23 protein-coding genes and 1 pseudogene are annotated in these 25,464 nt (G+C 61.0%); 14 read left to right on the top strand and 10 right to left on the bottom strand.

Annotated elements, in window-relative coordinates; translation table 11 throughout:
• Nucleotides 1-4: 4 nt before the first annotated feature.
• From hmpA to L286_RS40745, 3 genes are read right to left on the bottom strand one after another with little or no spacing between them, the layout of a single operon-like run.
• The gene (hmpA, locus tag L286_RS40735; RefSeq protein WP_031293467.1) at nucleotides 5-1,216 is read right to left on the bottom strand and encodes an NO-inducible flavohemoprotein; all 1,212 of its coding nucleotides are present in this window, start codon (nucleotides 1,214-1,216) and stop codon (nucleotides 5-7) included.
• Nucleotides 1,217-1,253: 37 nt separating this feature from the next.
• Nucleotides 1,254-1,529, bottom strand: a complete 276-nt coding sequence (locus L286_RS40740) for a DUF1971 domain-containing protein (RefSeq protein WP_021223773.1) — start codon at nucleotides 1,527-1,529, stop codon at nucleotides 1,254-1,256.
• On the bottom strand, nucleotides 1,522-1,968 hold the full coding sequence (locus L286_RS40745) for a group III truncated hemoglobin (protein ID WP_021223774.1): 447 nt from the start codon (nucleotides 1,966-1,968) through the stop codon (nucleotides 1,522-1,524). The genes L286_RS40740 and L286_RS40745 overlap by 8 nt, the downstream gene beginning before the upstream one ends.
• A 339-nt stretch (nucleotides 1,969-2,307) precedes the next feature.
• On the opposite strand from L286_RS40745, the pseudogene L286_RS0124905 reads away from it, so the two are divergent.
• The 4 genes and pseudogenes from L286_RS0124905 to L286_RS40760 form a co-directional block, all read left to right on the top strand.
• Nucleotides 2,308-2,613 (top strand): annotated as a pseudogene (locus L286_RS0124905) ((R)-mandelonitrile lyase); the annotation flags it as partial.
• A gap of 447 nt (nucleotides 2,614-3,060) precedes the next feature.
• The gene (locus tag L286_RS40750) at nucleotides 3,061-4,002 is read left to right on the top strand and encodes a DUF2493 domain-containing protein (protein ID WP_020820493.1); all 942 of its coding nucleotides are present in this window, start codon (nucleotides 3,061-3,063) and stop codon (nucleotides 4,000-4,002) included.
• Nucleotides 4,003-4,112: 110 nt separating this feature from the next.
• Nucleotides 4,113-4,748, top strand: a complete 636-nt coding sequence (locus tag L286_RS40755; RefSeq protein ID WP_021223777.1) for a hypothetical protein — start codon at nucleotides 4,113-4,115, stop codon at nucleotides 4,746-4,748.
• A gap of 432 nt (nucleotides 4,749-5,180) precedes the next feature.
• Nucleotides 5,181-5,588, top strand: a complete 408-nt coding sequence (locus L286_RS40760; protein WP_021223778.1) for a single-stranded DNA-binding protein — start codon at nucleotides 5,181-5,183, stop codon at nucleotides 5,586-5,588.
• 75 nt (nucleotides 5,589-5,663) lie between these two features.
• Here the strand turns inward: L286_RS40760 and L286_RS40765 are convergent, their stop codons facing one another.
• Complete coding sequence (locus tag L286_RS40765) at nucleotides 5,664-6,098, bottom strand: thermonuclease family protein (protein WP_031293473.1); 435 nt, start codon at nucleotides 6,096-6,098, stop codon at nucleotides 5,664-5,666.
• A 307-nt stretch (nucleotides 6,099-6,405) separates the two neighbouring features.
• On the opposite strand from L286_RS40765, the gene L286_RS40770 reads away from it, so the two are divergent.
• From L286_RS40770 to L286_RS40800, 9 genes are all read left to right on the top strand, one after another.
• Nucleotides 6,406-6,570: a hypothetical protein gene (locus L286_RS40770; protein ID WP_170825653.1), complete on the top strand. Its 165-nt coding sequence runs from the start codon at nucleotides 6,406-6,408 to the stop codon at nucleotides 6,568-6,570.
• Between the two features lie 93 nt (nucleotides 6,571-6,663).
• Nucleotides 6,664-7,185: a hypothetical protein gene (locus L286_RS40775; protein ID WP_021223781.1), complete on the top strand. Its 522-nt coding sequence runs from the start codon at nucleotides 6,664-6,666 to the stop codon at nucleotides 7,183-7,185.
• A gap of 423 nt (nucleotides 7,186-7,608) precedes the next feature.
• Nucleotides 7,609-8,001 (top strand): DUF3768 domain-containing protein, encoded by a 393-nt coding sequence (locus tag L286_RS0124915; protein WP_021245272.1) that lies wholly within the window; start codon nucleotides 7,609-7,611, stop codon nucleotides 7,999-8,001.
• Between the two features lie 183 nt (nucleotides 8,002-8,184).
• Nucleotides 8,185-8,361: a hypothetical protein gene (locus L286_RS49035; RefSeq protein ID WP_017182162.1), complete on the top strand. Its 177-nt coding sequence runs from the start codon at nucleotides 8,185-8,187 to the stop codon at nucleotides 8,359-8,361.
• Between the two features lie 13 nt (nucleotides 8,362-8,374).
• Nucleotides 8,375-9,139: a ParA family protein gene (locus L286_RS40780; protein WP_021223782.1), complete on the top strand. Its 765-nt coding sequence runs from the start codon at nucleotides 8,375-8,377 to the stop codon at nucleotides 9,137-9,139.
• Nucleotides 9,139-10,071, top strand: coding sequence for a ParB/RepB/Spo0J family partition protein (locus tag L286_RS40785; protein ID WP_021223783.1), 933 nt, complete (start codon nucleotides 9,139-9,141; stop codon nucleotides 10,069-10,071). The genes L286_RS40780 and L286_RS40785 overlap by 1 nt, the downstream gene beginning before the upstream one ends.
• Nucleotides 10,072-10,322: 251 nt before the next feature.
• Entirely contained in the window at nucleotides 10,323-10,859 is a 537-nt protein-coding gene (locus tag L286_RS40790; protein WP_021223784.1) for a plasmid mobilization protein, read from the top strand.
• The gene (locus tag L286_RS40795) at nucleotides 10,852-11,958 is read left to right on the top strand and encodes a relaxase/mobilization nuclease domain-containing protein (protein WP_021223785.1); all 1,107 of its coding nucleotides are present in this window, start codon (nucleotides 10,852-10,854) and stop codon (nucleotides 11,956-11,958) included. The genes L286_RS40790 and L286_RS40795 overlap by 8 nt, the downstream gene beginning before the upstream one ends.
• A gap of 138 nt (nucleotides 11,959-12,096) precedes the next feature.
• Nucleotides 12,097-12,729, top strand: coding sequence for a DUF6088 family protein (locus L286_RS40800; RefSeq protein ID WP_017182166.1), 633 nt, complete (start codon nucleotides 12,097-12,099; stop codon nucleotides 12,727-12,729).
• Here the strand turns inward: L286_RS40800 and L286_RS40805 are convergent.
• A complete protein-coding gene (locus L286_RS40805) occupies nucleotides 12,709-13,386 on the bottom strand; it encodes a hypothetical protein (RefSeq protein WP_007684587.1) in 678 nt (225 codons plus the stop codon). The genes L286_RS40800 and L286_RS40805 overlap by 21 nt on opposite strands.
• Before the next feature lie 188 nt (nucleotides 13,387-13,574).
• On the opposite strand from L286_RS40805, the gene L286_RS0124920 reads away from it, so the two are divergent.
• Nucleotides 13,575-13,778: a hypothetical protein gene (locus tag L286_RS0124920; RefSeq protein ID WP_031293475.1), complete on the top strand. Its 204-nt coding sequence runs from the start codon at nucleotides 13,575-13,577 to the stop codon at nucleotides 13,776-13,778.
• A 420-nt stretch (nucleotides 13,779-14,198) separates the two neighbouring features.
• Here the strand turns inward: L286_RS0124920 and L286_RS40810 are convergent, their stop codons facing one another.
• From L286_RS40810 to L286_RS40830, 5 genes are all read right to left on the bottom strand, one after another.
• On the bottom strand, nucleotides 14,199-16,895 hold the full coding sequence (locus tag L286_RS40810) for a TnsA endonuclease N-terminal domain-containing protein (RefSeq protein WP_021223789.1): 2,697 nt from the start codon (nucleotides 16,893-16,895) through the stop codon (nucleotides 14,199-14,201).
• Nucleotides 16,888-18,669 (bottom strand): site-specific DNA-methyltransferase, encoded by a 1,782-nt coding sequence (locus L286_RS40815; RefSeq protein WP_021223790.1) that lies wholly within the window; start codon nucleotides 18,667-18,669, stop codon nucleotides 16,888-16,890. The genes L286_RS40810 and L286_RS40815 overlap by 8 nt, the downstream gene beginning before the upstream one ends.
• A gap of 42 nt (nucleotides 18,670-18,711) precedes the next feature.
• Nucleotides 18,712-21,594: an ATP-dependent helicase gene (locus tag L286_RS40820; protein ID WP_031293476.1), complete on the bottom strand. Its 2,883-nt coding sequence runs from the start codon at nucleotides 21,592-21,594 to the stop codon at nucleotides 18,712-18,714.
• Nucleotides 21,595-21,724: 130 nt separating this feature from the next.
• On the bottom strand, nucleotides 21,725-24,355 hold the full coding sequence (locus tag L286_RS40825; RefSeq protein WP_021223792.1) for an AAA family ATPase: 2,631 nt from the start codon (nucleotides 24,353-24,355) through the stop codon (nucleotides 21,725-21,727).
• Entirely contained in the window at nucleotides 24,352-25,461 is a 1,110-nt protein-coding gene (locus L286_RS40830; RefSeq protein ID WP_021223793.1) for a metallophosphoesterase family protein, read from the bottom strand. The genes L286_RS40825 and L286_RS40830 overlap by 4 nt, the downstream gene beginning before the upstream one ends.
• Between the last annotated feature and the right edge of the window lie 3 nt (nucleotides 25,462-25,464).

The following is a 25,464-nucleotide window of genomic DNA, read 5'->3' on the forward strand; positions in this document are numbered from 1 at the left end:
TCCCTCAGGCCGCGAGCAGCTCGTCAGCCGGGCCGAAGAACTCATAGTGAATCCTGTCCGACGGCACACCCGCGAGCGACAGCGTCGAGACCGCGTGACGCAGGAAAGGTCGTGGGCCGCAAATGTAGAAATCGGCTTCTCCAACCGGAGTGTTGGCCACCAGCCATTCATCGGTAATTATGCCGGCCACGTCGTAGTCGCTGCCCTCCGTTTCGTCCACAAGCGGCGTCTGGTGAAAATCGGTGATCGCGATCGATTGGCCCTGGCTCGCCACGGCGCGGACATGGTCGCGCATCGCATGGGTGTCGCGGTCATGGGTTCCGTGGATGTAGTGAACCGGAACTCCAGCGCCGTTCTGCACCAGCGCTTCGAGCATCGCCACCATCGGCGTCAGGCCTACGCCGCCCGACAGCAGTACGACCGGCCGCTCGACATGATCGGCGAGGAAGAATTCGCCAGCGGGTGCGGCCACCTTCAGGATCGTCCCCGGTTTCGCCTCGTCGTGCAACCAGCCCGAAGCGAGCCCTTGCGGCTCTCGCTTAACCGAAATGCGATAGGTTTCGCCGTTGGCGGCGGCCGAAATCGAGTAGTTGCGCTTGACCGGCGGATGCCCGGGAATTTCGAGCCAGAAGGTGAGATATTGACCCGGCTTGTGGCGCATGACGGGTCCGCCGTCGACGGGGCGAAGGACAAAGGAGTTGATGACGCTGCTTTCGCGCACCACGTCCTCGACCCGGAAATCGCGCCAACCGTTCCAGCCGCCGTTCGCGTCCTTCTGTTCGGTGTAGACACGCTGTTCCCGAGCGATCAGGATATTGGCGAGAAACCAGTAGGCTTCCCCCCACGCCCCCAGGATTTCATCGGTCGCCGCATCGCCCAGCACCGCCTTGATCGCGCCGAGCAGTGCTTCGGCAACGTGCGGATAGTGCTCCGGCAATATCTGGAGACCGACATGCTTTTGCGCGATGCGCTCAACGGCCGGCGCGAGCGCACCAAGATTTTCAATGTTGCTGGCATAAGCGAGGATGGCGCCGGTAAGCGCCCGCGGCTGCGAGCCGGCGTCGCCATGGTGCGATTGATTGAAAAGATCGCGAATGTCCGGATTCTGGAACATCCGCGAATACATCTCATGCACAATTTCGAGCCCATGCGCCTCAAGCGCCGGCACCGTGGCTTTTACAAGCGCGATAGTCTGTTCACTAAGGGGCTGCGACATCAAATTCTCCTTTGAGGCAAACTGCAAGGCAACAGGATCAGACGAGTGGAGGCTGATCGTAGAAATCCACCCGCATTTTCATGTCGCCGACCGGCGTCACGAAGTGCGGTTGTTGCGGGAGGATCAATCCGGGGCGATCGGGCCTCAGCATGACTTCTGAGGGGGGATCGAGGTAGGTGAGCTTCAGCTCTCCCTCGAAAACCCGGATAACACCCCAGACGCCTGCCTTTGTATCGTGACGCCCACGCAACGCTGCCGGCAGGGAATCCTGATCAAAGATCGGGGTCGAACGATAGGGTTGAATTTCAGCCATGAGCGGATTCATTTGTCGCGCGCGGAACCCTTCTTCCGACCCGTTGCCCGCTTGCGGATTGCGTTTCATCCAATCGGAAAAACATTGCCAGCTGAAGGCTATCACCAATGCGTTCAGCCTTGGCTTGCAAGGCCGCTGCCGCCTCGGGAGGCATCAGTTCACCAGTAGTCGCTGCCCAAAGCGCCAACCAACGCTCGAAAAGCGCTGGGGTTATGCGTGCCTTATGCTTCATATGAGCCGGAACGGGCTGGCCTTTGTACCGACCCGTCGAGAGCATGACGGAAGACCAGAAGTTGGCCAGTTTGTGGAGATGCTCAGGCCAGTCGTCGACCGCGTCATTGAAAACTGGCCCGAGCTCGGGGTCGGTTCTGACCCGCCCGTAAAAGGCCTCAACCAGATCGGCGAGGTCACTTTCCAATATTTTGGTGACACCGTCCACGACTCAACGCTCCAATCATGTATTACAAATGCATCTATCAGAAATGCGCGGAATTGCAAGGAGAGGTGGCGAGGTCCAGAATGCGCGAACCTTAAGCGCGAAAATCCAGCATCTCGTTGTGCTGGCTCAGAGCACTGCAACGCACTATCGTGATCGCGCGACCCGACGGCGTCTTGGGAACCACGACGCCGCGCCTCGACCCGTCCGCTTCACCGCGGGCGGGTCTTTTCGTAGACACCCACTCGTTCGTTGAGCGCGTCAAGCGCAGAGGCAGCGCTGGCGTGCGCAGCCAAGCAAGACGTGCTATTGCCGCGATGAGGGCATGCTGCCCAACCGTCTCGCATCACCGGCGCGATCGTCGAGTTCAAACCGGGCGCCCGAACCGCGTGGCACTCGCACCCGCTCGGCCAAACCCTGATTGTGACCGAGGGCGTGGGCTGGACGCAGGTCGAAGGTGAGCCGATCGTCGAATTTCAGGCGGGAGACATCTTGCTTTGCCCTGCCGATAAGAAGCACTGGCATGGTGCAACGCCCACACAGGGCATGACCCACGTCGCTGTCCAGGAGGCGCTCGACGGGAAAAATGTGACCTGGATGGAGAAGGTGACGGACGCTCAATACCTGATCGGGCCGCCGAACGGTTAAGGCGTAGCCTCCCGGGCCTGCGCTCCTTTGCAACCCCGGCAGGCAAGGCGGGTACGTCGGCTATCAATATAGCCTGCCGTTCGACATCTTCCCTCTGATCGGCAGTAATGTCCCAAGCTCTGCCTGTTCGGGAGGCGTCGATCATGATGCGACGAGATCCAGCATCCGAGATTTGACACGATCGCTGGAAAATCGCTGCTCCTTGATTCCATGAAGCCTCAGCCCCTCGCCAGAGGATGCGCATGCTTGGGCCATCGCGCTGGCTGCCGCAATCCGGGGCCAATCCGGCCGTGTTGGCGCTTGCGCGCCTGCCCGCTCCACCCGGCATTGTCCCGGGTTTCCCTTGGGCTTTGCCCGGCGGTGCTGCCGCCGCTTCCTTCGATGGCCCGGAGGCTGCGCATCCGGCGGATGGGCCGCCGGCCCCAAGTGGAACGAAAGGCAAAGCTCATGACCAGCACTCTCTCGGCGATACTCTCCGCCCTCGAACTTGGTCATCTTGATCACACTGGCGACCTGCGCACCCTGGAGGCGCCGCCCCCCGCCGAAGCCATGGAACAAACCGTCAGCGCTGTCTGGAGCGATCTTTTCGCGCTTTTCCCCTTTAGTGCGCTCGAGCGCGACATCGAGGATCTGGGCTGGGGCCTGGTCAATCTCTTCCACCGCGCCGCCGCCAAGAAGCACCAGATGATCGACCGGCTGACGGACGAGATTCGGCTTCTGCTAGCCGAGCAGGATGGCTCGGAAGTCGCGACCGCCGACCTTGAGGACAAGATCGATCTCGCCCGCAAGATCGAACAGTCCGCCGAGGCCTATGAGACCATGCGCGACACGGCGGCCCGCCATTATCTCCACGAGACGGGCCGTTCCTGGGTGCCGGCGTCGGGCAACCGCATTTCTCTCGGCACGACCGCGGCGATAGTCGATGGCCGGTCCTATCTCCAGGCGCGGCGAGAACGGGTGCGCGATGCCAATATGGTCCATGGTACGCCCGTGATCTTCGCCGGCGGGCGGCTGCGTTTCGCCAGCGACGACGAGGCCAAGCAGTTTGCGGATAACCTGCTGCGAACGCTCAATGCCGTCCGCGAGCGGGTGGGCGACATGTATCTCGTCCATGGCGGTGACATGAAAGGCATTGAGCGCCTGGCCGCGTCCTGGGCCGAGCAGAACGGTATCCAGCAGCTGCGGTTCGGGCTCGATCGCAAGCTCGGCGATCGCGCCGGGTTCCGCCGCAATGAGCAGATGCTATCGGTCAAGCCGCGCTACGTTATCGCCTTCCAAGGCAATGGTGTCACCGAAAGGCTGGTGATCGAGGCCAAGGCGCGGGGCATCCACGTCGTTGATCGCCGCGGACCGCTTGGCACACCGCCAGCGTCGCGACCCTGCGGCTGATCCGCCGCGCCGGCCGCTTTGGCGGCCGGCTTACCCCGTTTCGAAATGCTGCGAATGCCGGAGGGGAGGAGGGCAGGGCGGGTGCGTCCCGTTTCCCGGAGGTTTGCATCATGTTCATGCCCGATCACCCCACGGCGCGCGCGCTCCTTGCCTTTCGCGCGGCGCATGGCCGCCGCTGGAAAGCGAAGCTGCTATTTTTGTGGTCGACCGGCCGCGACGTCGAAGAGGCCAATGGCGCCTGCCTGCGCCAGTTGCGCAACCAAGGCGGCCCGGCATGGCTCGGCCAGCTGTCGCCACGCCGCTGGCGCGCGATCGAGAGATTGGCGGAGCCCGGCGATCGACAGACCGCCTCGATCTTCCTTGATCGCGCGCGCGAGTTTCACGAAGGGGCACGCTTTGGAGCCACCGTTGCTCTTGCTCCCGCGCTGCACCTGCGGGCGATATCCTGCGAGCTGGGGCTCAAAGCCTATCTTATGAGCCGGGGCTGGTCGCACGATGAGGTCGCGCGCGATATTCGTCACGACCTCATCGCCGCCTTCGACGAAGCGCGGCGGCTTGGCCTGCCCACCCGGGGCCGTATTCTCGTCGATTTGCTTACAAGCCTCGGTCCCGCCTATGCCGGGCATCGTATCGACGCGCTGGTGGCGGATGGTTATGTTTGCGATTTCGCGGCCGTGCTGCGCGCGACTGGCTCGTTCCTCGATGCCGTGGCGGCCGGACTGAGCCTGCCGATGCCGACGCCGTAACTGTGCCTTCTTGCCCGTCCCCTAGCATGAGCATGCCATGGTTTGGGTTCCGCCGGACGGCGGCGCGGGATATGGTCCGTTTCGCCGCGCGGCTTGGGCGGCGGGCGGGGCAAAGTCGAGCTTGAGGTTCGCCAAGGCATTGGACCGGCGTGGCCCTATAGGTCGGGGATGCCCGTGATTACCATGAGGGGTTCCTGGCACGGCCAAGCGACGAGCCGTCTTTCTCCTCATCTGACCCCTAAGTCGGCCGTCCGGTCCATCCAACCCGCGATCCTTCGGGCCGAGTTGCCGTGTACCACGGCTGCCCGCACCACCCCTTGTCTCGGGGTTTCCCGGCGCTGCGCCTGCCGGTGGATGATCCGTCCTGTCCGCCTTGGCCGGGGATCAGTCGAAGGGACGGTCCCTTGGACCCAGTTCGAAGGAACTCCAGCCATGCACAATCTCGTCATCCTCGCCGGCAATGTCGGCGCCACGCCCGAAGCCCGCACCACCCAGGGCGGCACCCGCATCACGCATTTCAGCCTCGCCACCTCGCGTCCGAAGCGCGACAGCAACGGCAAGATCCTCCGCGACGACAACAACCGCCGGCTCGAGGATACCGAATGGCACCGGATCACCTGCTTCAACGGGGTCGGCAAGACGGTCGAGCAGTATGTCGACAAAGGCATGAAGGTCATGCTCCGTGGCCGCATTCACTACACCCGCTGGACCGACAACGAGAATATCGAGCGCTACGGCGTCGAGATCATCGCCGATGAGGTGACCTTCCTCACCCGCGCCAAGGCGAACGACAATGCGGGCGGCGGCCACGAGCCCGAGGATGATGAAATCCCATTCTGAAATCGGTCCCATCAGGCCCGGCGGCCTCGCCGCCGGGCCTATTTCCCTGCTCGGGCGGGAAAGGAGGCAAGCGGATCAGCGGGATCGGCATCGCCCTTGGGCATAGCGATCCCAGCGCAGCACGGTGCCGGTGCGGATCATGGCGCAGCTCAGATCGCCGAAAGAGGGCGCCGCGCACCAGGCGCCGGTCCTGTTGCCGCGCGCATTGCCAGTTGAAAGGCAGCGCATGGTGGGACCATCGACCAGAATGTGGCCCGTGCTGGTCCGCCCCTGGGCGCCGCCGAGCAGATTAACAAGAGCGTCACGGGCGGCGAGGGCGCTCGCCTCGGGGCAGGGCTGACCTGGCCGGCAACTCCCGTCCATCTCTCGGGCCGCAATTCCGGCGAGACGGACATGCATGCCTTCACGGCACCAGATCGGCCCATCTCCATCCCAGACGCGCGTCGGTGTGCAGGTGAAGACCTGGCCATCGGGAATGACGGTGGCGGCAAGCAGGAGTGCGAACAGCATCGCGGCGACGCTAGCCCAGTGGCGCGTGCTTGTCATGGGTGTGCCATCCATCAGATCGGGGGCGCGGGGGTGGCTCCCGGGGCAAAAGTCGGCGGGATCATGGGATCCTGGCCGACGGGCCCACCCGCTCTCAATCAGGCGCAATCCTTGGTCCGACCGGCGGCCTTTTGCGATCAACCCGCAAGGGGTCCGGTCGCTGCGCTACGGCTTTTTGGGCTGCGCCAAAAAAGTGATCGCGGCCGCCGGCCGGACACATCGGGCGCCAGTCGAGCGGGACGGACCCGCCGGCGCGCAAAGGAGCCCCGACATGTTCGCCGACATCGCAACCGCTCGTCGTCACGCCTTCAGCCTCTCGCGCAGCCTCATGGCGGTCACCTTCGTCATCGCGATCGGGCAGCAATATGGGGTCATCACCGCAGAGGATGCGGACGGCAGCGTTGCCCTGGTGGCCGAATATGATCCATTCGCCTGATGGCGCCTCCGGGAGCCTACGGCTCCCGGCTTTGCCATGGAGGGCGTGTCATTGATTCAAGGAAAATAAAGGCGGCAGCGCTAGGCGTTTGGCATGGATGAAGGTGCGCCAATCGAAATTGCCAACGATGATCCCTTGTGGAACCAGGCGATCCAAGATGTGAACGCGTGGCGAGGCGCGTGTTTGCAGCATTTCTCGGCGGCTGAAGCGGCCGTCACCGAAACGCTGCTCCTTCTCAAGGCCATTCCGGGTCGAGGGGAGACAGTACGGCTGCGGCATTTGATCGGTCAGCGGTTCGATGACCTCAGCAAACTTATCGAGGCAGAAGGCGCTTTCGCTCAAGAAGGCAAGGCGGCCGCCAAGGCCCTTTCGGATCTCCGCACACTCGAGGGCCTACGGTCGTTTCTTGCCCATGGTCAGGCGAAGATCGCGCTTGAGCGAACCGGCAAATGGATCGTGATCTTGCGCCATGTCTCGATCCGCGGACAGCAGGCTGAACGCCTTATGCTGCTTTGCGAGCAAGCCGAAGCGGAAGAAAGGCTCGCTGATCTGAAGCGTAAAAGCCAGAAGCTGTGCTCTGTTCTCGGCAATTTCCGGAGAACCGTGAAGAGCTGAACGGGCGGCTCCGGCGAACCCGGATCGGGCTCTAGGCTTCGCCCTGAGACTTGGATTTCCAAGTCTCAGCCCATTAGGGTGACGATCCCTGCCGTGAGCGGTGGTGGCATCATTTGCCTGCTGCTTCGGCATTCCCACCGATCTCGAACTTCGGCTTGAGATGGGCGTAATCGAGAGGGTGAGTCTCCTGCAGTCCGAGAGCGCCAATCACACGGGTGCGACACCGGACAGGTGTCCACGCCATTGGGTCCTTTTCCGTTGTCGGCTTCCTGGTCGGCGCGCGGGGCCGAGCAAGCCCGCATAGGCGGGCTTCTCCACTGCGTTGCGACCCTCCGGGTGCACGACCCCGCTATGACGCCGCCCTTTGGGGCGCCTGTCGGAAGGCCCCGATGGGCGGGGCTGATCCAGACCGGAGTCACAGCCATGTCGCAGCCTTCTCAACAATCGGCAGACCGAGCCGAGCGGATCGACCGCATCGCCGCACTGAATGACAGCCTGCGGAGATCTATTTGCAGCCCTGGCCGAAACCAGATCGTCATGACCGCGGGCGTTGCCGCGCTGGTCGGGGATGTGTCCCTCTTCCGCGGATTTCGCAGACGCGCTGAGATCCTGCGCACGGTGCGAAACTATGACAGCTTCAATTCCGACAACGATCCATTGGGCGAGCATGATTTTGGTCGCTTCGAATATGACAGCGCCATTCTCTACTGGAAGATCGATTATTATGATCTCGAGCTTGCCTGGGGCTCACCCGATCCAGCCAATCCCGACGTCACCACTCGGGTTCTGACGATCCTACTCGCCGAAGAATACTGATCGGCACGGCCATCCCCCTGACCGGGGGGATGGCCGTGAAAAGTCTGCTTGAGCAGACTGCGCGCAAAGGATGTCCACGCACCAAGTGCGCTCGGGGAGGGGAGGGTGCACCGGAGCATCGCCCCCGGGCCGGTGCAAAGCCGTGAACCGCCGCGGGATCAGACCATTTGAGGAGTTAACGCCATGTCCGCTTATTTCGCCGCCCATCCCGATCACGCGATCCTCTTTGCGTTCGGCTGTTTTGCGCTCACCGTCTACCTGTTCCGCTATGTCGGTCCGGGCATTGGCGGTGGCGGCGACTGGTCATCGCGTGACCATTATGAGCGCAATCTGCGCGACGGTCCGGAAGACTATTGTTGAGCTGGCCGCCCCGATGAGGACGATCGCTGTGAGCCTTCTCAAGGGCGGGGTAGGCAAGACCTTCCTCGCCACGCATCTCGCCTGGTATCTGGCCGAAGCGGCGGGACGCAGGGTCGTGTTTGTCGACCTGGACCCGCAAGCTAGTTCGTCACGCCGTCTGGCCCGCGAGCGGCCGGGGGGCTTCGCGGCGGATCTCTTCGATCCATCGGCGGCTCTTGCCGCCGATGGCCAGGTCGGGCTCACTTTGCTCGCTGCCGACCAGCGTTTGCAGATGATCAAGGCGGCACAGGATGTGCGCGACTTTCTCGGCCGCTTTCCTGCGCTCGCGCCTCATTTCGACCTGTGCGTGATCGATACCGGTCCCAAATGGGACGAGCTTACCCTGAGCGCTCTCGCGGTCGCCGACGCAGTGATCGCGCCCGTTCAGGTCGCCGAAGATTCGGTCGAGTGCGCCAAGATGCTGCTGACCGCGCTGCGCAAGGCCGAGGCGGCGAGGGCGGGGCGCAAGATCGATTTCCTCGGATTGCTGCCATCGATGGTCAACCCGTTCGACCGGCGCGAAATAGACAATGCCGTCAAGCTCGCCCACGCGGTGGGCGAGCGGCTGATGTTCCCGGCCTTTATTAAGGCGCGACCGACCTACAAGCATGCCGCGGAAAATCATCGGCCGGTCTGGATGGAGGGTGGTGGCGGCGCCAAGGCGGCGGCCGAGGAAATTCGGCCGATCCTCGCCGAGATCGAACGGCGGCTCGGTTCAGCGCCAGCGGCCGCCACCTGATGGGTAAGTTCGACGAACGCATCGAGGAGTTCGGCCTGCTCGTCGGCGCGCATGAAACAGCGCGCCGGGTCGAGGAAATCCCTCTGGATCGAGTCATCCCCGACCCCGGCAATCCCCGGCGCAGTTTCGACGATGACGCCCTGGCCGAGCTTGCGGCCTCCATAGCGGCCCGCGGGGTCTTGCAGCCGATCACGGTTGCGCCCGCCGACGCCGCCGGCTTGCATCGCATCCGTTTGGGCGAGCGGCGCTTTCGTGCCTCCGAGCTCGCGGGCCGGGTGACGATCCCGGCGATCGTCGTGGCCGAGGGGGAGGGAACCCATCTGCTCGCCGATCAGATCGTTGAGAACGATCAGCGTGCGAACCTTTCTTCGGTCGAGCTCGCTCATGCGATTGCCCGTATGCTCAAGGGCGGCATGAGCCAGGTCGAAATCGCCGCTGCGCTGGGCCGCTCCAAGCAGTTTGTCTCGCTCTATGCAGCCTATGGTGACATGCCTGCCTATCTCAGGGAGGTGCTCCCGCGCGCGCCGATCCGGCTGCTCTATGACCTGCATCGCACAGCCAGGGATTATCCTGCGGAAGTCGAGGCCTATGTGGGCGCCTGGGATGAGAGCGGCGCGACATTGGCGGAAGGCGCGCGGTTCATTGCCGGGCTGAAGAGTAAGACGGACGTTCCCAGCATTGAGGCAGCGCCGATGGAGGCCGCGGCGGTGACCGTCGCCCGTCCCCAACTGCGGGCAGGGACTGAGCCAGTCGCGCGACCAGGGGAGCAAACGCCAGAGGCCAGCCTTGCCGTTGAAGTCGATGGCCGTCCCGCGCGTCTTGTCCTTGGCCCGCGTGTTGTCGTGATCTTCGGCGATGGTTCCCGGCAAGAGATCGCGGCCGAACGACTTTGCACAGCGTCTGAGGGACGTCCCGACGCCGCGATGCTCTGATCCTCTTCCTCCGCGTTCGCATATCCTGTTCGTGTGTATGTCGGCCGCGCCCCTTTCGGGGTGCGGCCTTTTGCGTCGGTTCGAGCTGGGGCGGCGCCGGTGGCGCCGCCCTTCGTGGATCAGGCGTGAATGATAGGCGCATTTTGCCAAATAGGGTCGAAGTCTGCTCAAGCAGACTATCAGATGAGTTGAGTGAAGGTGAGGGCCGGATAGGCGTGACGCCGGGGATGTATGACAATAACCTTTGATGCATGCCCGTCTTCACCTTCCGTCTCGACGATGAAGTCGCCCAGCGCTTCGATGCTGCGGCGGACAGCGCCGGTGGCCGCTCGGCTTTGCTGCGGCGCCTCGTCATGACTGCAGTGGACGCGGAGGAGGGCGGGACGCCGGGACCAGTCCGCCGGCGGGAGCGAACAACGCGGCGGTTTGAGATCCGGCTGACCGATGCGGAAACTGCCGCGCTGGATGCCGAGGCCGATGCTTTGGGTATGAAGCGCACAGACTGGGTGACAAGGCTGGTGCGCCGCCGGCTGCATTCGGCGGCACCGCTACCGCTCGAAGAGCGGGCGGCAGTGGCTCAGGCGTGGCGCGAGCTCAACCGGATCGGCATCAATCTCAATCAGGCGACGCGGGCGCTCAACGCATCGGTGATGGTCGAATCCGGGCTCGATGTCGCGCGCGAGGCGGCGCGGGTGGCAAGCTTTCGGACGGAAATCCGGATGGCGCTTGCCGGTCTCGGCACCGCGCTCAAGGGCGATCTTGCCTATTGGGATAGCCTCGATGCTTGAGGAGGAGGGCATCCTGCCGCTGCCCAGCCTCATGGAGGCATGGCGGCCGCCCACCGGCGGTAAACGGACACTGCGGGGGGCCTATGTCCGCATCGGACGAGGCGCACCGGGCCGGGGAGGGCAGGGGCGGCCCGTGTCGCTGAGCCAGGCCGAGGCTCGGGCCAAGCTCGAGCGGATCGTGCGCAAGGCCCCGGAGGTCATGGTCAAGGTCTCGGGCAAGCAATATGGCGCGCATCATCTATCCGAGCATTTCGGCTATGTTGCGCGGCACGGGAAGCTTGCGGTGCGCTCGAGCGAGGGCGAGATCATCGATGATCCCAAACGGCTGAAGGAGATCGCGCAGGACTGGGCCATGCTCGATGAGGCGATGAACGAGCATGGCCGCGACCGGCCGACCTCGCTGTCGCTGGTCCTTTCCATGCCCAGCGGTTCGACCGATCCCGAGACGCTGCAGGATGCCGCCCAGGCGTTCGCCCGCATCCTGTTCGAGGACAATCACGCCTATATGCTGGCGCTCCACACCGATACCGATCATCCGCACATCCATCTGACGGTGGCCACCGAAGGTGCGGACGGTAGGCGGTTCAACCCGCGCAAGGCCGACCTCCATCATATGCGAGAGACATTCGCGCATGAGCTACGGGCGCGCGGCATCGCGGCTGAGGCGACGCCCAGACGCGCACGCGGTCACGTTCAAAAGCGTGTGCGCTCTGCAGCGCTGCATCTCGATGCTCGGATCGGTCAGGAGGGGCGCCGGCTCAATATGGATGAACTCAACGTGCTGCGCGCCCGGGCCTTTGCGCACGCGCGCGATGAGGAACGGCGGCCGCAAGACGTGATGGCGCTGGTTCGCCAGAAGCAGATACGCGGTGCTTATGCGGAGGCGGCGGTGGCGCTTGCACGTACCGGCGAGGCCGACGACCAGGCACTTTCCGACGAAATTGCGGGTTTCCTGGCGGCTATGCCGCCGGCGGTCTCCCGACGTCTGGCCCTGGCCCGCGAGATGATGCAGGGGCGGCAAGCGACACAGCCGGCGCGCGAGCTGGAGGGTGGAGCTGGTCCCGAGCGGCCAGTGCCGGAGCGTGGGCGGGAGCGTTGATTCGCATGGGCGGTTGATCTTGCGAAGGGATGCTCCCCCTACCATGTGCTGAAATGTCTTGGAAAGTCGAGGGAACTGGCGCTTTCTGTGGTCACGGCTTGTTAGAAAAAACCATGCTATTATCTAACACACAGGAGCATGGACATGTCTGCGGTGGCTGATCGGATTATGAAGCGTGTGCGCGGCAAGGGCCGTGGCTGGGTGTTTACGCCCAAGCAGTTCGTCGACTTCGGCACGCGCGGCTCGGTCGACATGGCGCTGTCGCGTCTCGCGCATGCCGGTGACATCCGTCGGATCGGCCGTGGTCTCTACGACTATCCCCGCCAGCATGACAAGCTTGGTGCCCTGAGCCCGGATCCCGGGCAGGTGGCCCAGGCGCTCTCCGCGCAGAGCGGCGATGCGCTCGCGCCGTCGGGAGCGGCGGCGGCCAATAGCCTTGGTCTCTCGACACAGGTGCCCGCCCGGGCGAGCTACGCCACCAGCGGTCGCACCCGCACCGCCAAGGCTGGCGGCCGCAGCGTTACCTTGAAGCACAGCCGCGCGCCGGTGCTCGACGCGCCGGAGTCTGTGAATGCGATCGTTCAGGCGCTCGCGCATCTGGGGAAGGGCAATATCGACGCGGATGCGATCGGGCGCTTCGCCGCGCGGCTCGACGATGCCGGTACGCGTGCGCTCGTCGCGGGCCGCCCGGCCATGCCGGGCTGGATGGGCGACATTGTCCTGAAGATTCAGGCGTCGCGGAGAGATAGGTCATGCAGGGAGAAAGGGTAGCGCCGCTGGCGCCACCAGCAAATCTCCAGATGCAGGGTCGGGCACAAGGATGGGTACGGCCGGATAAAGTGTCGGCCATGTCGAATACTTGGCGATCCATGTCGCGGCGCTTGGAGACAGCCAGCCCGTCAAGGTCGTGATACTCGCATAGCGCTGCGCGAGCGGAAGCGCGATGATGGGTTCATAGTGGGCGACGCGGTTGCGCAATATACGCAGGTCGCGCAAGTCCCGCGCGATCACACCGCGCTGTACGCCTTTGGCCTGAAAGATGGGTCGCAGGCTTTGCCAGAGGTGGTGTGACTTGGGGCCGAAGAGTGACGCCCAGAAGCCGAAGTTCAACTCCGCTACGATCTGCGGACGGGTCGCTGCCTTCCCGTCTTTCTGTAGCGTTTGCCGTGCTTTTGCGATTGCGCCCGTCTGATAGTTCGTCACAAGGATCGCAGGATCGTCGATCCAGGCGGCGCCATGTTGGGCCGCAAGCCGCGCGTCCGCCATGTTACGCAGCACGACCTCGAGCATGTGTAGAGGGCCATAGAGGGCTGCGGAAAGCTGCACATTATAGGTGTACAGGCGCTCTGCGAGCGTCTGATCGGCTCCGGCCCACTTCAGATAAGTGTCGAAGCGGTCAGCGGACAAGGCATGAACGAACGTTGGCACGGGAACCTTTTCACTTGATTTTTAGGCACCCTTGCGCCATATGAACTGGGTATCCCCCGGCGGTCCCTGCTTTGCAAACCGTCGGGGCACTTTATTTCTAGACATCGTCGATTCGATCTTCAATGCCGTTGCTGGAGCAGCGCAGCGTGAATGAACTCGCGCGCCGCCGGCATGCGACGAGATTTTGCGTGATCACAGCGAAATACATCCCGTGGGACCCGATTGGCGCGATGCCCGACGACCGAAAGGACGGTCGCCTCATGCTGCTCTGGGAAGGAGATCGCCCCGTAATCGGCCGATGGGATAACGGGCGTAAGGGATGGGAAGCTCCGGAAGGCATGCACCTTTTCGAGGAGATCACCTATTGGGCGGATATCAATTCACCGGAATGACCCTTGCTCTTTCAGATGATAAATGATTGATATAAAACGATAAAAGTTTGATAATATATCTTATGTTAAATTTCTGATATAGACAGATAGATAAATAGTGGCTTTGATTGGGACATTAATTTGGGATATTTTCAATCTGGCCGACAAGTTCGGCAGCGTAGCTACCGTCAGAGCTGACGATCCCTTTGCTGATTCCTCGATCTCGTCCGACACCCGCTACCTCGCTCAAGAAGCGACAATCATCTCGGCGTGTGGGCACTGTGCAAGGTGGCCGTGAGGATCCGCTTACCGTGAAGGCATCAACTGACACGAGCGTATCTAATCAGGGGTTATTTTACAGGCATCAAAAATTGAAATCCTCGCCGCCAATGATCAGATACCGTGAGCTACCAAGATATTTATGCAAACAGCTCATCTCATTCAATCTTGTTCGATATCGAGCGTTTTGGTCGACTGTCGCTGGCTGACGAACTTCTCCCAGCCAATGTCCTGCGTGAGAAAGCCATCGAAATCTTCCTTGGTTAGCATGGCGTAGTGAAACCGACTGCCTTCAGCCAGTCGCTCTGCAGCTTCCTGCTTGGCGACTACAACTGGATCTTCAGCCTTCCAGGCCGATTTGACCTCGACGAGATGTGTGGTGCCGTCTTCACGAAGAATGAGAAAGTCAGGGTAGTAATTGCATACGGTGTGGGATTCCGGATGGATGTAGTTCACGCGGAACCCCGACTGCCCATGCACCAGCATGCCGGTGAAATATATCTTGTCGCAATCGTTCAGCTTCAGCACCTTTTCAAAGAAGTCGATCTCAGGCTGACTGTCGAAACAGTAGTGATCAAGGTGGAACGTGCGATGCCGGGTATCCGCGTAGCGGGGGAAGTCCCTGCTTGCGACGAGATGCGGCTTTGCTCTGAAGGTGAACGAGGGAACACGGTTGGTCTCGGGGTTGTAGCCTTTCACCAGCTCGATCTGCTCTTCGACAGGATCTTCGAACGTCTTGATCTCGAACAGGGCCTGGAAAACGGCCGGAACGATCAGGTCATGCAGGATATCATTCGACATGTTCACTGCTTCGGCCAGTCGGCCCAGTCCAACTTCGGTTTCGCCCAGCATGTCGCCGATATCGAAAGGTGAAACCCCGTCACCCGCGAAATACCGAGCAACCTCAGCGATCAGGGTGTATTCCGAGAACGTCCGGTTCTCTAGCATGTCCGTCACATCGACCTGTTCGTCTGCGGCGGCATTTACGGCCTTTCGACGGCGCAGCGTTGCACGATATTGTTCCATCGCGGCATCTGACAAATCGAACGACAACTTTTCCGGCTCGTCCTTGCGCCGGGTTTGGAAAAGTTCGCGGCGGCGCGTGATTGTCAGCACGATGGGAGGAGGAACAGCCGTGACGGTATAGGTCTCGCTGTCATCGGTCTTCTTCGGGCCGATTTCATCCGTGGTAACGCGGAAGTTTTGCTGCAGCTCGTCCTTGAGTATCTCCATGTTTTCGGCCGAGAGGTAGATGTGCCCCGTCTCCTGGATATCGCCGATGGCGCGCAGGCACCGCATGGTCGATTGCAGCACAAAAATGCGGGACTTGGGTGTGCGATAAAGCGCAACCCCGAACAGCGAGCGGCAGTTCCAGCCTTCGCGGCCCTTGCCAACCAGCAGGATGAACTGCTTGTCGGACTCTTCTGTATCGAGCCGGTTGAACTCGCGAATGTCCTCGGCAGTGGTCAGCTTCTCGTCACCGACATTCACCAGGATGCGGCTTGTCGATACGCCGAGATCGGCCAGGATCTTTTCCAGCGCCGGGCGAAGTTCGGTGTCCAATTCCTCGATGGTGGAAGCGAAAATCGCCAGCTTGGGCAGCATGCCCTCGCGTCGGTTCTCGCCTTCGCGTTCCCAGAAGTCCTGCACCGCCAGTTTGAGGAAGTCGCCGGACTTCACGTTGCCGGAATAATCGACAAAATCGGGCTGCTTCAGATAGGCCTTGTCGATCGCGGCCTTCAGCCCATAGGCATAGACCACCTCCGGCATGATGGTGTCTTTGACGTAGGGCGTGCCGGTAAAATTGTAGCACCCGACCACACTGGTCTTCTTGTGCTCCAGTGCACGGGCCAATTCATCGATTGTCGTGCGGAGCGCAGAATCCTGCTTGGCCTGTCCGAGGTCTTTTTCCAATGTTGCCCCCATCGAGTGGTGGGCTTCATCGACATAGATCCCCAGCTGGGGCAGGCGGGCGATACGCTGGAAGCGGGCGTTGACAGCCAGATCGGCGTCCGTTTCGGGCGCAGCTTCACCCAGCATCTCGTAGAGCTCGCCATAGACTTCCGAGAGCGTTCCGGTCTTTTCCGAGAACAGCTTGTCGGTGACAGTCGGCTCGGCCGAGCGACGCTTCAGGATGATCTTCTGGGTGTTCGAGATGATGACGTTGAACGACGATCCATCCTGCGCGCCGATGGTTGAGGCTGTATCATCAAGGAAGTGGAACTTCAGGTTTGAGCGCAGGAAATTGGCATATTCCGGCGGGACGACTAGATCTAGATCAAAGGTCTGAATCTCCTTCAGCGACTGCAACACGGTCTTGTCCGGAGCGAACACCAGAGCATTCTTGCAGAAGCGGGTATCCTTACTGAACTTGTTGGCGAGCAGGAATTCATAGAAGATGCACGTCGCCATCAGGATGGTTTTGCCCAGCCCCATGGTCAGCGCGAAAATGTAGTTCGGGTAGGAACGGGCGCGCTCGCTCAGCCGGGCGAAGATTGCCTGATATTGATCCTCGCCCTCCAGTTCCATGAAGGGAAGCAGCGTGCCCTGGCCCTGCCGGTCGGCGCCCGTCGTCTGGAATTCCGCGAACAGTCCCTCGTTCCTGGCCCATTGCTGAAACAGCTCATGGACATGGGCATTATCGCCGAATTCCTTCAGGAAGACATAGATTTCCAGCGCCTCGAACTGGGGCTTGCGCAGAAAGGCATCGGTCCGAAGCTCGGGGTCGTTGAAGTCGAGCAGCTGCTTTGAAAGCTGCTTGTACCGCTTCCGGATCGTCCCGCGATTGTCGGTGTAAAATTTGAGCAGCGCCTGAAAGAAGGCGAAATCCTGCCGGACCGTCTTCTTCCCCTTAGCCATTCTTGATCTCGCCTTCCCATGACTCGGAGAGGAGGTCGGTGATCTTCACCCGGATCGTGCCTGCATCGTCAGGGATCGCATAGCGGCCTGCCACCAGTTCTTCCTTGCTTGGGGCATCAACAATCGCCGGCGTCAGCACGGCACCGTCATAGTGGAAATCGACCTTCACGCTTTCGACCAGCTGCCGCCACTCTTCCACGGCATCGCTTTCCAGCGACAGCTTCTGCAAAAGGTTCATCGGGAAGAAGCCCGCGATCACCAGTTCGCCATTCTCGATGGCCAGGCGGGCATCGGACGACTTCTTGAAATGCAGATGCGCCTTGTCGCGGATCAGGTCGGTGACCATCACCTCGATATCGAACCCGGATTTCTTCGCCTCAAGCGTCAGGTGTGAGCCAAGATCGGGCTCATGGCCCATGCAAACCAGATGGATGCGCTCGACCGGCTTGTTCGGCGCTTCCGCCTTGCGGCGTTCGAAGGCCTTGAAGTCGAGTCCGTTGATGACCTCGTTCAAATCCTGCCTCGTCGCGATCCGGTTAACCGGCATGATCTTGACGAGATAACCTTCGCGCTGACCATCGAAAGCACTGGTAGCGGGCAATGGCTGCAATTCCATCGCCTCGCGGATCAGATCCTTGGCCTCAACCGGATTGCGGAAAAGGTCGTAATTGTTGACGTTGTAGACTTCGAAGCCGGGAAAATATCGAGCTGGCTTGTCGGTCGAGTTGCGCTCGAACAGATCGTTCTGTCCAGCTACGACCGATTGCCTTACTGCATTGAGCCTCTTGGCGGAGGTCTCAATCGCGCCCAAATTTATGTCAGCCCCAATAAACTTCCGACCAAGTTTCATTGCTACGGACTGCGCGGTCCCTGAACCCATGAAGCAATCGAAGACAATATCACCTGGCTCGGTTGCACAGCTTATGATCCGTTCCAGCAATGTTTCTGGCTTTTGAGTGGGATAACCAAGCCGTTCGGTAGCCACGGGGTTAATGATCGGGAGAGTCCAAACATCACCCAGCTTGCGGTCATCCTCAGACTCTTTGTAAAGCCTCTTTCCATCGTCATCGCGCAGCCAAACTCGCGCACCGTCGATCTTTTGGGTGACAGGTTGCGCCTTTTTCACCTTCACGGGCACAAGGACAGGACGCCGCATCCACCCTTTATGCTTTGAAAAGACGAGCAGCGTATCATGATTATTGTCGAGCTTATTGCCGCCCGTTCCAAGCTTATTCTCATAGTGCCAGATTATCTCATTCTGAAAAAAACCAGAACCAAACACCTCTTCACCTATCTGCCGCAAGTGGTGATTCTTTTTCTGATCGCAGTGAAGAAAAAATACACCGTCATCCGATAAAAGTTCTCGAATGAGCACGAGCCGTTCATAGATGAATTGCAGGTATGAGTCGCCGTCCCAGACGTCCGTGTATTGCTTTTCTTCAAACGAACCATAATCGCTTTCTGCCTTTGATCCCAGCAGGGCGATTGTCTTCTTGTAGTCGGCGTTGCTATCGAATGGTGGGTCGATGTAAACTAAATCAACCTTCCCCCGGAACTCCCGCAGCAGGTGCGACATCACCTGCAGATTGTCGCCCCAGTAGATACGATTCCACCAGCCATCCGTCGGATCCCCGTAGGACTCCTTCTTCTGGGCAGGGAAATACTGTGTCGACTTGAACGGGCGCTTGCCCGCCCAGCGCAGCTCGGGGAACCCACGGATCGGCGGCAGATCGAATTCAAAGGTCTCAAATGCTTCCGGGTTGTCCTTACTCATGCCGCCCCTTCAATTCCCTGCCGTCTCGGCGTTGGCCGCGCATCACGCGCGGCAAAATGTCATGTCGCAAAATGACCGGAAGTCGCAGTTCTTGCACAGCTTCTCCGGTCGCTCCCGCAACCCATAGTCCTTGTATACGATTTTGCCGATAACGGAATCGACCTGGTCGATCGTGCCCTCGATGTCAGCCGTTTCCCGATTGAAGGTGATCCGCGGGTTTCCGGCCTCCTCGCCGGTGTAATACAGCGCCATGCGATCCACCCGGACGCCGCGCTTTTCCTCGAACAGGTGCGCATAAATCTGCAACTGCCGCCGATACCGCGCCAGCTTCTCCGCATCGTCGACTAGGTCCGGCTTCTTTTCGGTCTTGAAGTCGATGATTTCCCAGGCCCCGTCCTCGGCCTGGATCAGGTCGACATTGCCGGTCAGGACATAGTCGTCCTTGAGCAGGCTGAGTTCGACCTCGGCCTCGCACAGGCGGTGCCAGTTGTTCCGCTCCCGGTCGACATAGGTCGCGACATGCCGCCTCGCGATCCGCAGCACCGGCTCGCCCAGATAGACCCGTTCCTTCTGCGAGATGTTGGCGTAGTTGCTGCGAAACCACTGGTCGATCTGTTCGGTGGTGACCTTCTGCTCATCCCCACGCAGCACGGCCTTGTGGATGTCCTCGATCGTCTGATGGACCAATGTACCGAACAGGATGGCGTTTGTCCGCACCGGGGCGAACTCAAGGTCCTTGAAGAAGCGGTATTGCTGCGGGCACGCCTCGAAAATCAGCACGTCCGATGTGAAGGAATAGCTGTGCTTGAGGTTGGCCTCTTTCACCGTCGCCAGCTTCACAGCGCCAGGGTCAAAATGCAGCTCGCGCCAGCCTTTCAGCGGCGTGTAGACAGGCTGGAAGTACTGCGAAGGCACGTTTCGCTGCCCACGCGCCTTGGGCGTATTCTCCTGACAGCTTAGCACCAGCATGTTCTGGGCACGGGAATATGCCGTGTAGAACAGCCGCCAGAAGTCGAAAGTTTTGATCCTGTCGAGCGGCTCGAACGGCTCACCCTCACCAAATTCGGCCTCGAGCAGGTCATCCAGCGGTGACTGCTGACGACGTGGCACGGCATCGAGCGAGCCGGCGACCACAATCGGAAACTCCAGCCCCTTGGACTGGTGGATCGTCATGAAGGATACGCAGCCCGATGGGGCGTATTCGGCCTCATCCTCATATTCCTCGATCCCGCCGTCCCACAGGAACCGCAGGAAATAATTGAAGAGGGTGAGCAGGTCGCGCTCAAGCCGATCGGGCTGAATGACGATGACGTTGTAGAGGTATTCGTACTTGTTGAGCAGTCGCGAGAACTTGGCCAAATTGCGCGCCGGACGACTGTCTCTGACCCCGGCATGGGTGAGGTCCTCGCCCAAGTAACGGCTGAATGTCGGAAACTGGATCAGGTCGTAAAACAGGTTGGCGAACGAATAGTTGGTATTCTCCAACAGCGCGAGGTGCAGCTTCGCCTTGTCCTTCGCCCAGGCTGCAACCTGCTCGTCGGACCCGGCCTTAAGATGGGTAATGAAATCTCCAAGGCACCGGTCGAAATACGCCCAGACATCAAGCTGCATCCCCTCACGGGAGGCACGGATCGACCCGTACTGCGGGAAGAGAAACATGAACGCGCCGATCATCAGTCGGATCTCGTCGCGCTCGAAATACATGTTGGAGCGGGGCGCATAAATCGGGATGCCCGCAGCCTCCAGATCATTGGCGAACTGCGTGACCTTGGGATTGCGGACCGACCGAAACAAGAAAGCGACCTGGTTCCAATCCTTGATGATGCCGTCGCCGTGAAGTTTCGTCAGGAATGCAACAGTCTCGCTGGCCCAGTTCTCCTCGCCATCCTCACCGGAAACCTTGAAGACGACGGGGCGCTTGGCCCGATCATCTCCGGCTGCTTCGATGGCCTTGGGGAAGCGGTAGGATCGGTCGTTCCCTTGCCAGTCAGCAAGATCCATCCAACGGTTGTAGAAGTCGACGATATCCGGATGTGACCGGTAGTTTTTGGTCAGGTAGATCTGCTGACAGGCGCCCTCAGGAAAGCGCTTCGGAAATCCGAGGATATTGCGGATCGAGGCACCACGAAACCGGTAGAGAGCCTGGTCATCATCTCCGACGACGCAAATGTTGTTGTGGCGAGAACCCAGCTTCAGAATGATCCGTTCCTGGATCGTGTTCGTGTCTTGGTACTCGTCGATCATCAGATAATCGAAGCGATCGCAGAGCTGTTCCGCGACCTCAGTTAGCTGCAGTAGACGGAGCACCTCGACCTGGATCGAGGAGAAATCGATGTAATTGTATTGGCCAAGCAGCGTTTGGTAGAGGGCATACGCCTCGCCCAGAATCTGCAACTCGGTCGCGGTCGCTGTTGCCAGGGATTCCGGCAGGACAGCTTCTTCCGAAAGCTTGTTCAAATAGCCGCACAACCGCTCGGCAACGCGCCACGACGACAGGTTTTGCGATGGCCGGATGAAATCCTCCAAACCGGAAATCTCACGGAATTCCGGCAGGCGCTGGAAGACAAAATACTGCTGATCGAACTGGTCGAGGATGGTGAAATTCCGACGGATGCTCGAAAAAGCGCGAAACTCATCGATGATATCGAGAAAGATCGAATGCAGCGTGCCGACCGTGAGGTCGAGAGGATTGACCTTTGCGCCGGCCCGTTGGAGACGGTCGGATATCCGGGCCTTAAGCTCCTTTGCCGCCTTTTCGGTGAAGGTGGAGATAAGGATCCGTTCGGGGGTGACATCGCGTGAAGCCAGCAGATTTGCGGTGCGCTCAACTAGGCAGAATGTCTTGCCGGAACCCGGTCCTGCGACAACGAGCAAGGGACCGTCGAGCGATTCTATCACTTTCTGTTGCTCGAGATTAGCGCCCACACCGCTTCCTTTGACTTATTATGCTTCGACAGATCACTGAACAAACCTCAAGGCGTTTTCACAGATCTGATCTGCCTACCCGATCCAATAGTGCGGGATTCCCGGAGGGGTGGAATGATAAATGACGCTTTCAAATCTGCACACGCGTTGCGTCGAGATGCCGAAATGCTCGGTCCCGGCAAGTCAGCAGGATCACCTGCATGCGCTGAGACGCTTCCTCAAGAATCTCGGTCATCAGATCGAGCCGGCCGTCGTCGGAATAGACCAGCGGATCGTCAAGGATGAGCGAAACTGGTGTTCCCTGCTCCAGCAGCATGTCGGCAAAGGCGAGGCGAGTCAGCACCGCCAGCTGTTCCTGCGTCCCCTTTGAGAGAGTTCCGCAGGCTTCAATAAGACCGGATCGCGTGACCGATGCCAGGCCGAGCTCTTCGTCAAAGCTAAGGTCGGCGCCGGGGAAAAGGCGCTCGACATGAACGCGAGCGCGCTGGGCCACTGGGCCAACAAAGGTTCGAGATGCCTCCGCGCGCGCCTCGTCCAGCACATCCTTGAGCATTTTGACCGTGGCCGCCTCTTCGTCGAGCCGAGCCAGCGCCTGCGTTGCGGCATCGGATTCTTCGGCTGCAGCCGCGGCCAGGCTCGCTAGACCTTTGCCGCCCTCGTTCTCAATGATCGCCTCAAGGCGCGCGATATCCTTTTCGAGATCGCTCCGCCGGGTTTGACCAGCCCTTGCCCTGCTATCGATCGTTTCGATCTTGCGGTTGATCGCCTGCACATCATGTGCGGTGGCGTCGCGCTTCGCTTCGGCCAGTTTGACAGCAGCCTGGGCAACATCCTCCCGGGCTTTGGCGATGGCGTCGGCAAGCCCTGCAAAATCGGGCTTTCCTTCGAGCTGAGCGATGCGATCCGAGGCATGGGTCTGATCGCGCTCCGCGCCCGCCTGCGCGGCGGCAAGCGGGCGGTCCCTATCCTCTATTTCTCGCAGGTCCTGAACGGCTTGGTCGTGCAGGGTTTCAGCGCGCACCGCGGCAGTTTCCGCCTCTTCCAGGCTGCGGGTGAGCTGATCGATCGAGATCTCGGTTTCATCGGACGCAGGCGATTCCGGTGGAACACCGGCGACGAACAGCTTGAGCGCATCAGGGCCTGCCGCGAGATCCAACATCGGCTGCGCCGGCGTGAGGCCGGTGATCTTAGTTTCGAGCAGTTGGACGGTCCCCTGCGCGTCGCGAGCAGTATCGTTTCGCGTCCGCGCCGCAGCGAGGTCGGCCACGTCCCATTCGGCCAGTACCAGTTCCTGTCGCTCGAGCAATTCGGCGAGGCGGGCTTCCGCACTGGCTGCCGTTGCCGGCGGACGGATGACGAGGATTCCCCCGCCCAGGGCAATCTGCGTCTCACCGGTCAAGGTGCGCGGGCTATTTGGTGTCAGGGGCTCGCCGCCTATGGTGATGCCCGTAGCGTCGCCCGTAAGCTCGATGGTGGTAGCGCCGGCATTGACGGCTGCCCGCGCTTCCGCGACAGCACGGTCATTGGCATCCAGGCGAGCGAACGCCTCAGCCGGAATGACCCGTGCAGCCTGATTGCGGGCATTGGCCAGTTGCTTTTCGAGATCGAGGAGTTCGGTGTGCCGCTGGCGTGCATCGGCGATCGCCACACGACGCTGACGCGCGGCGAGACGTCCCTCCCCCTCCACAAGAGCCTGGCGGGCTGTGGCGCGATCATTGCGCGCCTTGTCCAGCGCTGCCTTTGCATCCGCGACTTTCGTGCGTCCCGCTTCCAGCTGATCTGCAAGCTGATCGCGATCGGCGGTGATTGCGGTCAAAGATTCGCCAGCGGCCGTCAGCGCTTCCCTCGCTGCCTCGTGCTGAGCATGCAGATCCTCGAGGCGATCGAGGTTCGTAGAGATATTTTCATGTTCGGCTTCGCGGGTTTCAAGAATCTGCGCGGCAGCCTTGGCGATCTCCAGAGACTGAACGAGATTGGCGCGCTGTTCTTGCTCGGTCTCGTCCGTCAGCTCCCGCTCGATAACCTTGAGCCGGCCACGCGCCGTTTCCAGCTCGCTGAAGCTCTTTTCGAGCGCATCGAGCCGAACAGCCGCGTCCGCAGCGGTCTGCCGCGCCTGCTGGTCACGATCCCGCGCCGCCTGCCAACGCCCCTTCGACTGCGCCTTTCCAGTGGGCGTCCAGTAAATGTCATATTGCTCATCGATCCGCTTTTGGACGCGCTCATAGGCAGCGCCGCCGACGATCGTCCCGACCTCCGCCTCAAGCGTCGCCTGGATGCTGCTGCGCACGATGCTGCCGGGCGCCGTCACTTCGAGCGCCTGCGCCTGCGGAACCCAAAGCAGACCGAGCGCGCCATAGGTGGCCGGGTCACCGCGCTGGCTGCTATCCTTGACGAACCCAAGAAGCGCCTGCAGCCGATTCTCGGCCTCCTCGCCCTGCGCCCGACCCTGCGGCCCCGTGACTTCGACCTGAGGGCCTTTGAGAAAGCGCTTTGCGATTTTCCAGCTGTCGGCGCCAATATCGAAACTGACTTCGATCTCTGGCGCGACCGCCTCGCCATAAGGCGCAAAACTTTGGGCGAGCTGATTCTTCGTGGCATGGCGGACGAAGAAAGCCGCACGCAGGGCCTCAAGGATCGTGGATTTCCCACTCTCATTGGGCTCGATGATGATGTTGAGCCCCTCACCCAACCCCTCGATCGTCAGGGGCTCGCGGAACTTGCGGAAATTGTTGAGGCTGATCCGCCGGAGTTGCAGGCTCATGCTTGGCCTCCCCGATGATATTCGACAAAGAGCCGCTCCATTGCGCGCCGCGCCAACATGGCTTCGGTCCCGCCGGCCGCGATCGTCTCGGTGAGCTTCTCAGCCGCTATGCCGAGTAATCCCTCTATCTTAAGATCCGCCAAGTCCTGCTCGCCCGGCCGCCCGACAAGATCGTCCGCCCGGACATCCAAGAAGCGAAGGCGATGCCGGAGGTCATCTTCGAGCCGCGACAGGATCTCGACGCGGTCGGCGAGGCTCGTAATGCCCGCAAGCGAAAGGCGCAGCAGCGTTGCCGCAGGATCGATAGCCGAGAGCAGCACGTCGCATTCCGCCGAGAAGGCAGCAGTGTCCTGCAAGGTCCAATCCCTGAGCAGCCATTGGAATCGGCCGGTGCGCACGGGTTCCACCTTTGGCTCCACTCCCGGCGCAAGCTCGATCATCAGAACATGGCCGGGTTCATCGCGTTGAAAACCGTCGGTTTCGGGGGTTCCGGCATACCAGGTGCGCGGATCGACCTTGAGTGTGCCGTGCCAATCGCCGAGCGCCAGATAGTCGAGACTGGACCGCTTTGCGCGATCCGTCGCGATCTGGTTCTTGGTCTCGCCGCGCGCCGTGAAATCGCGAATAGAACCATGTGCAAGGCCGATCCGCAGCTTCGCGCCTGGCGTTTCCATGCTGTCGAAAAGCTCGGTCGGATCGTCGAGATGGTGACGGTGGATGAGAGGTGCAGGGAGCAGCCAAACCCCGGCCTCCATCTCCTGCGCGACGGGCTCGGTGAGCAGGATGATATTGTCCGACGCTTTGCCGCGAACACGGTCCCACAGTCCTCCGTTGCGGGCATAATCGTGATTGCCCGGAAGCAGCCACCAGCGGCAAGAATAGCGCTGCATGCGCGAGACCGCTTGGACAATAACCCGGTCTTCGGGACCCTCGGTATCGAAGATGTCGCCCGCGACAATCACATGTCCTACCTGCTGGGCTGCAGCGACCTCGCCGATCCGGTCAATAGGATCGAAGCGCGCTTCGCCAAGCGCCGCGCGCACCTCGGAATCGAACCGGCCGAAGGGCTTGCCGAGCTGCCAGTCAGCTGTGTGGAGGAAACGCATGGA

It is taken from the genome of Sphingobium sp. HDIP04 (assembly GCF_000445085.1).
GTDB classification, from domain to species: Bacteria; Pseudomonadota; Alphaproteobacteria; order Sphingomonadales; family Sphingomonadaceae; genus Sphingobium; species Sphingobium indicum.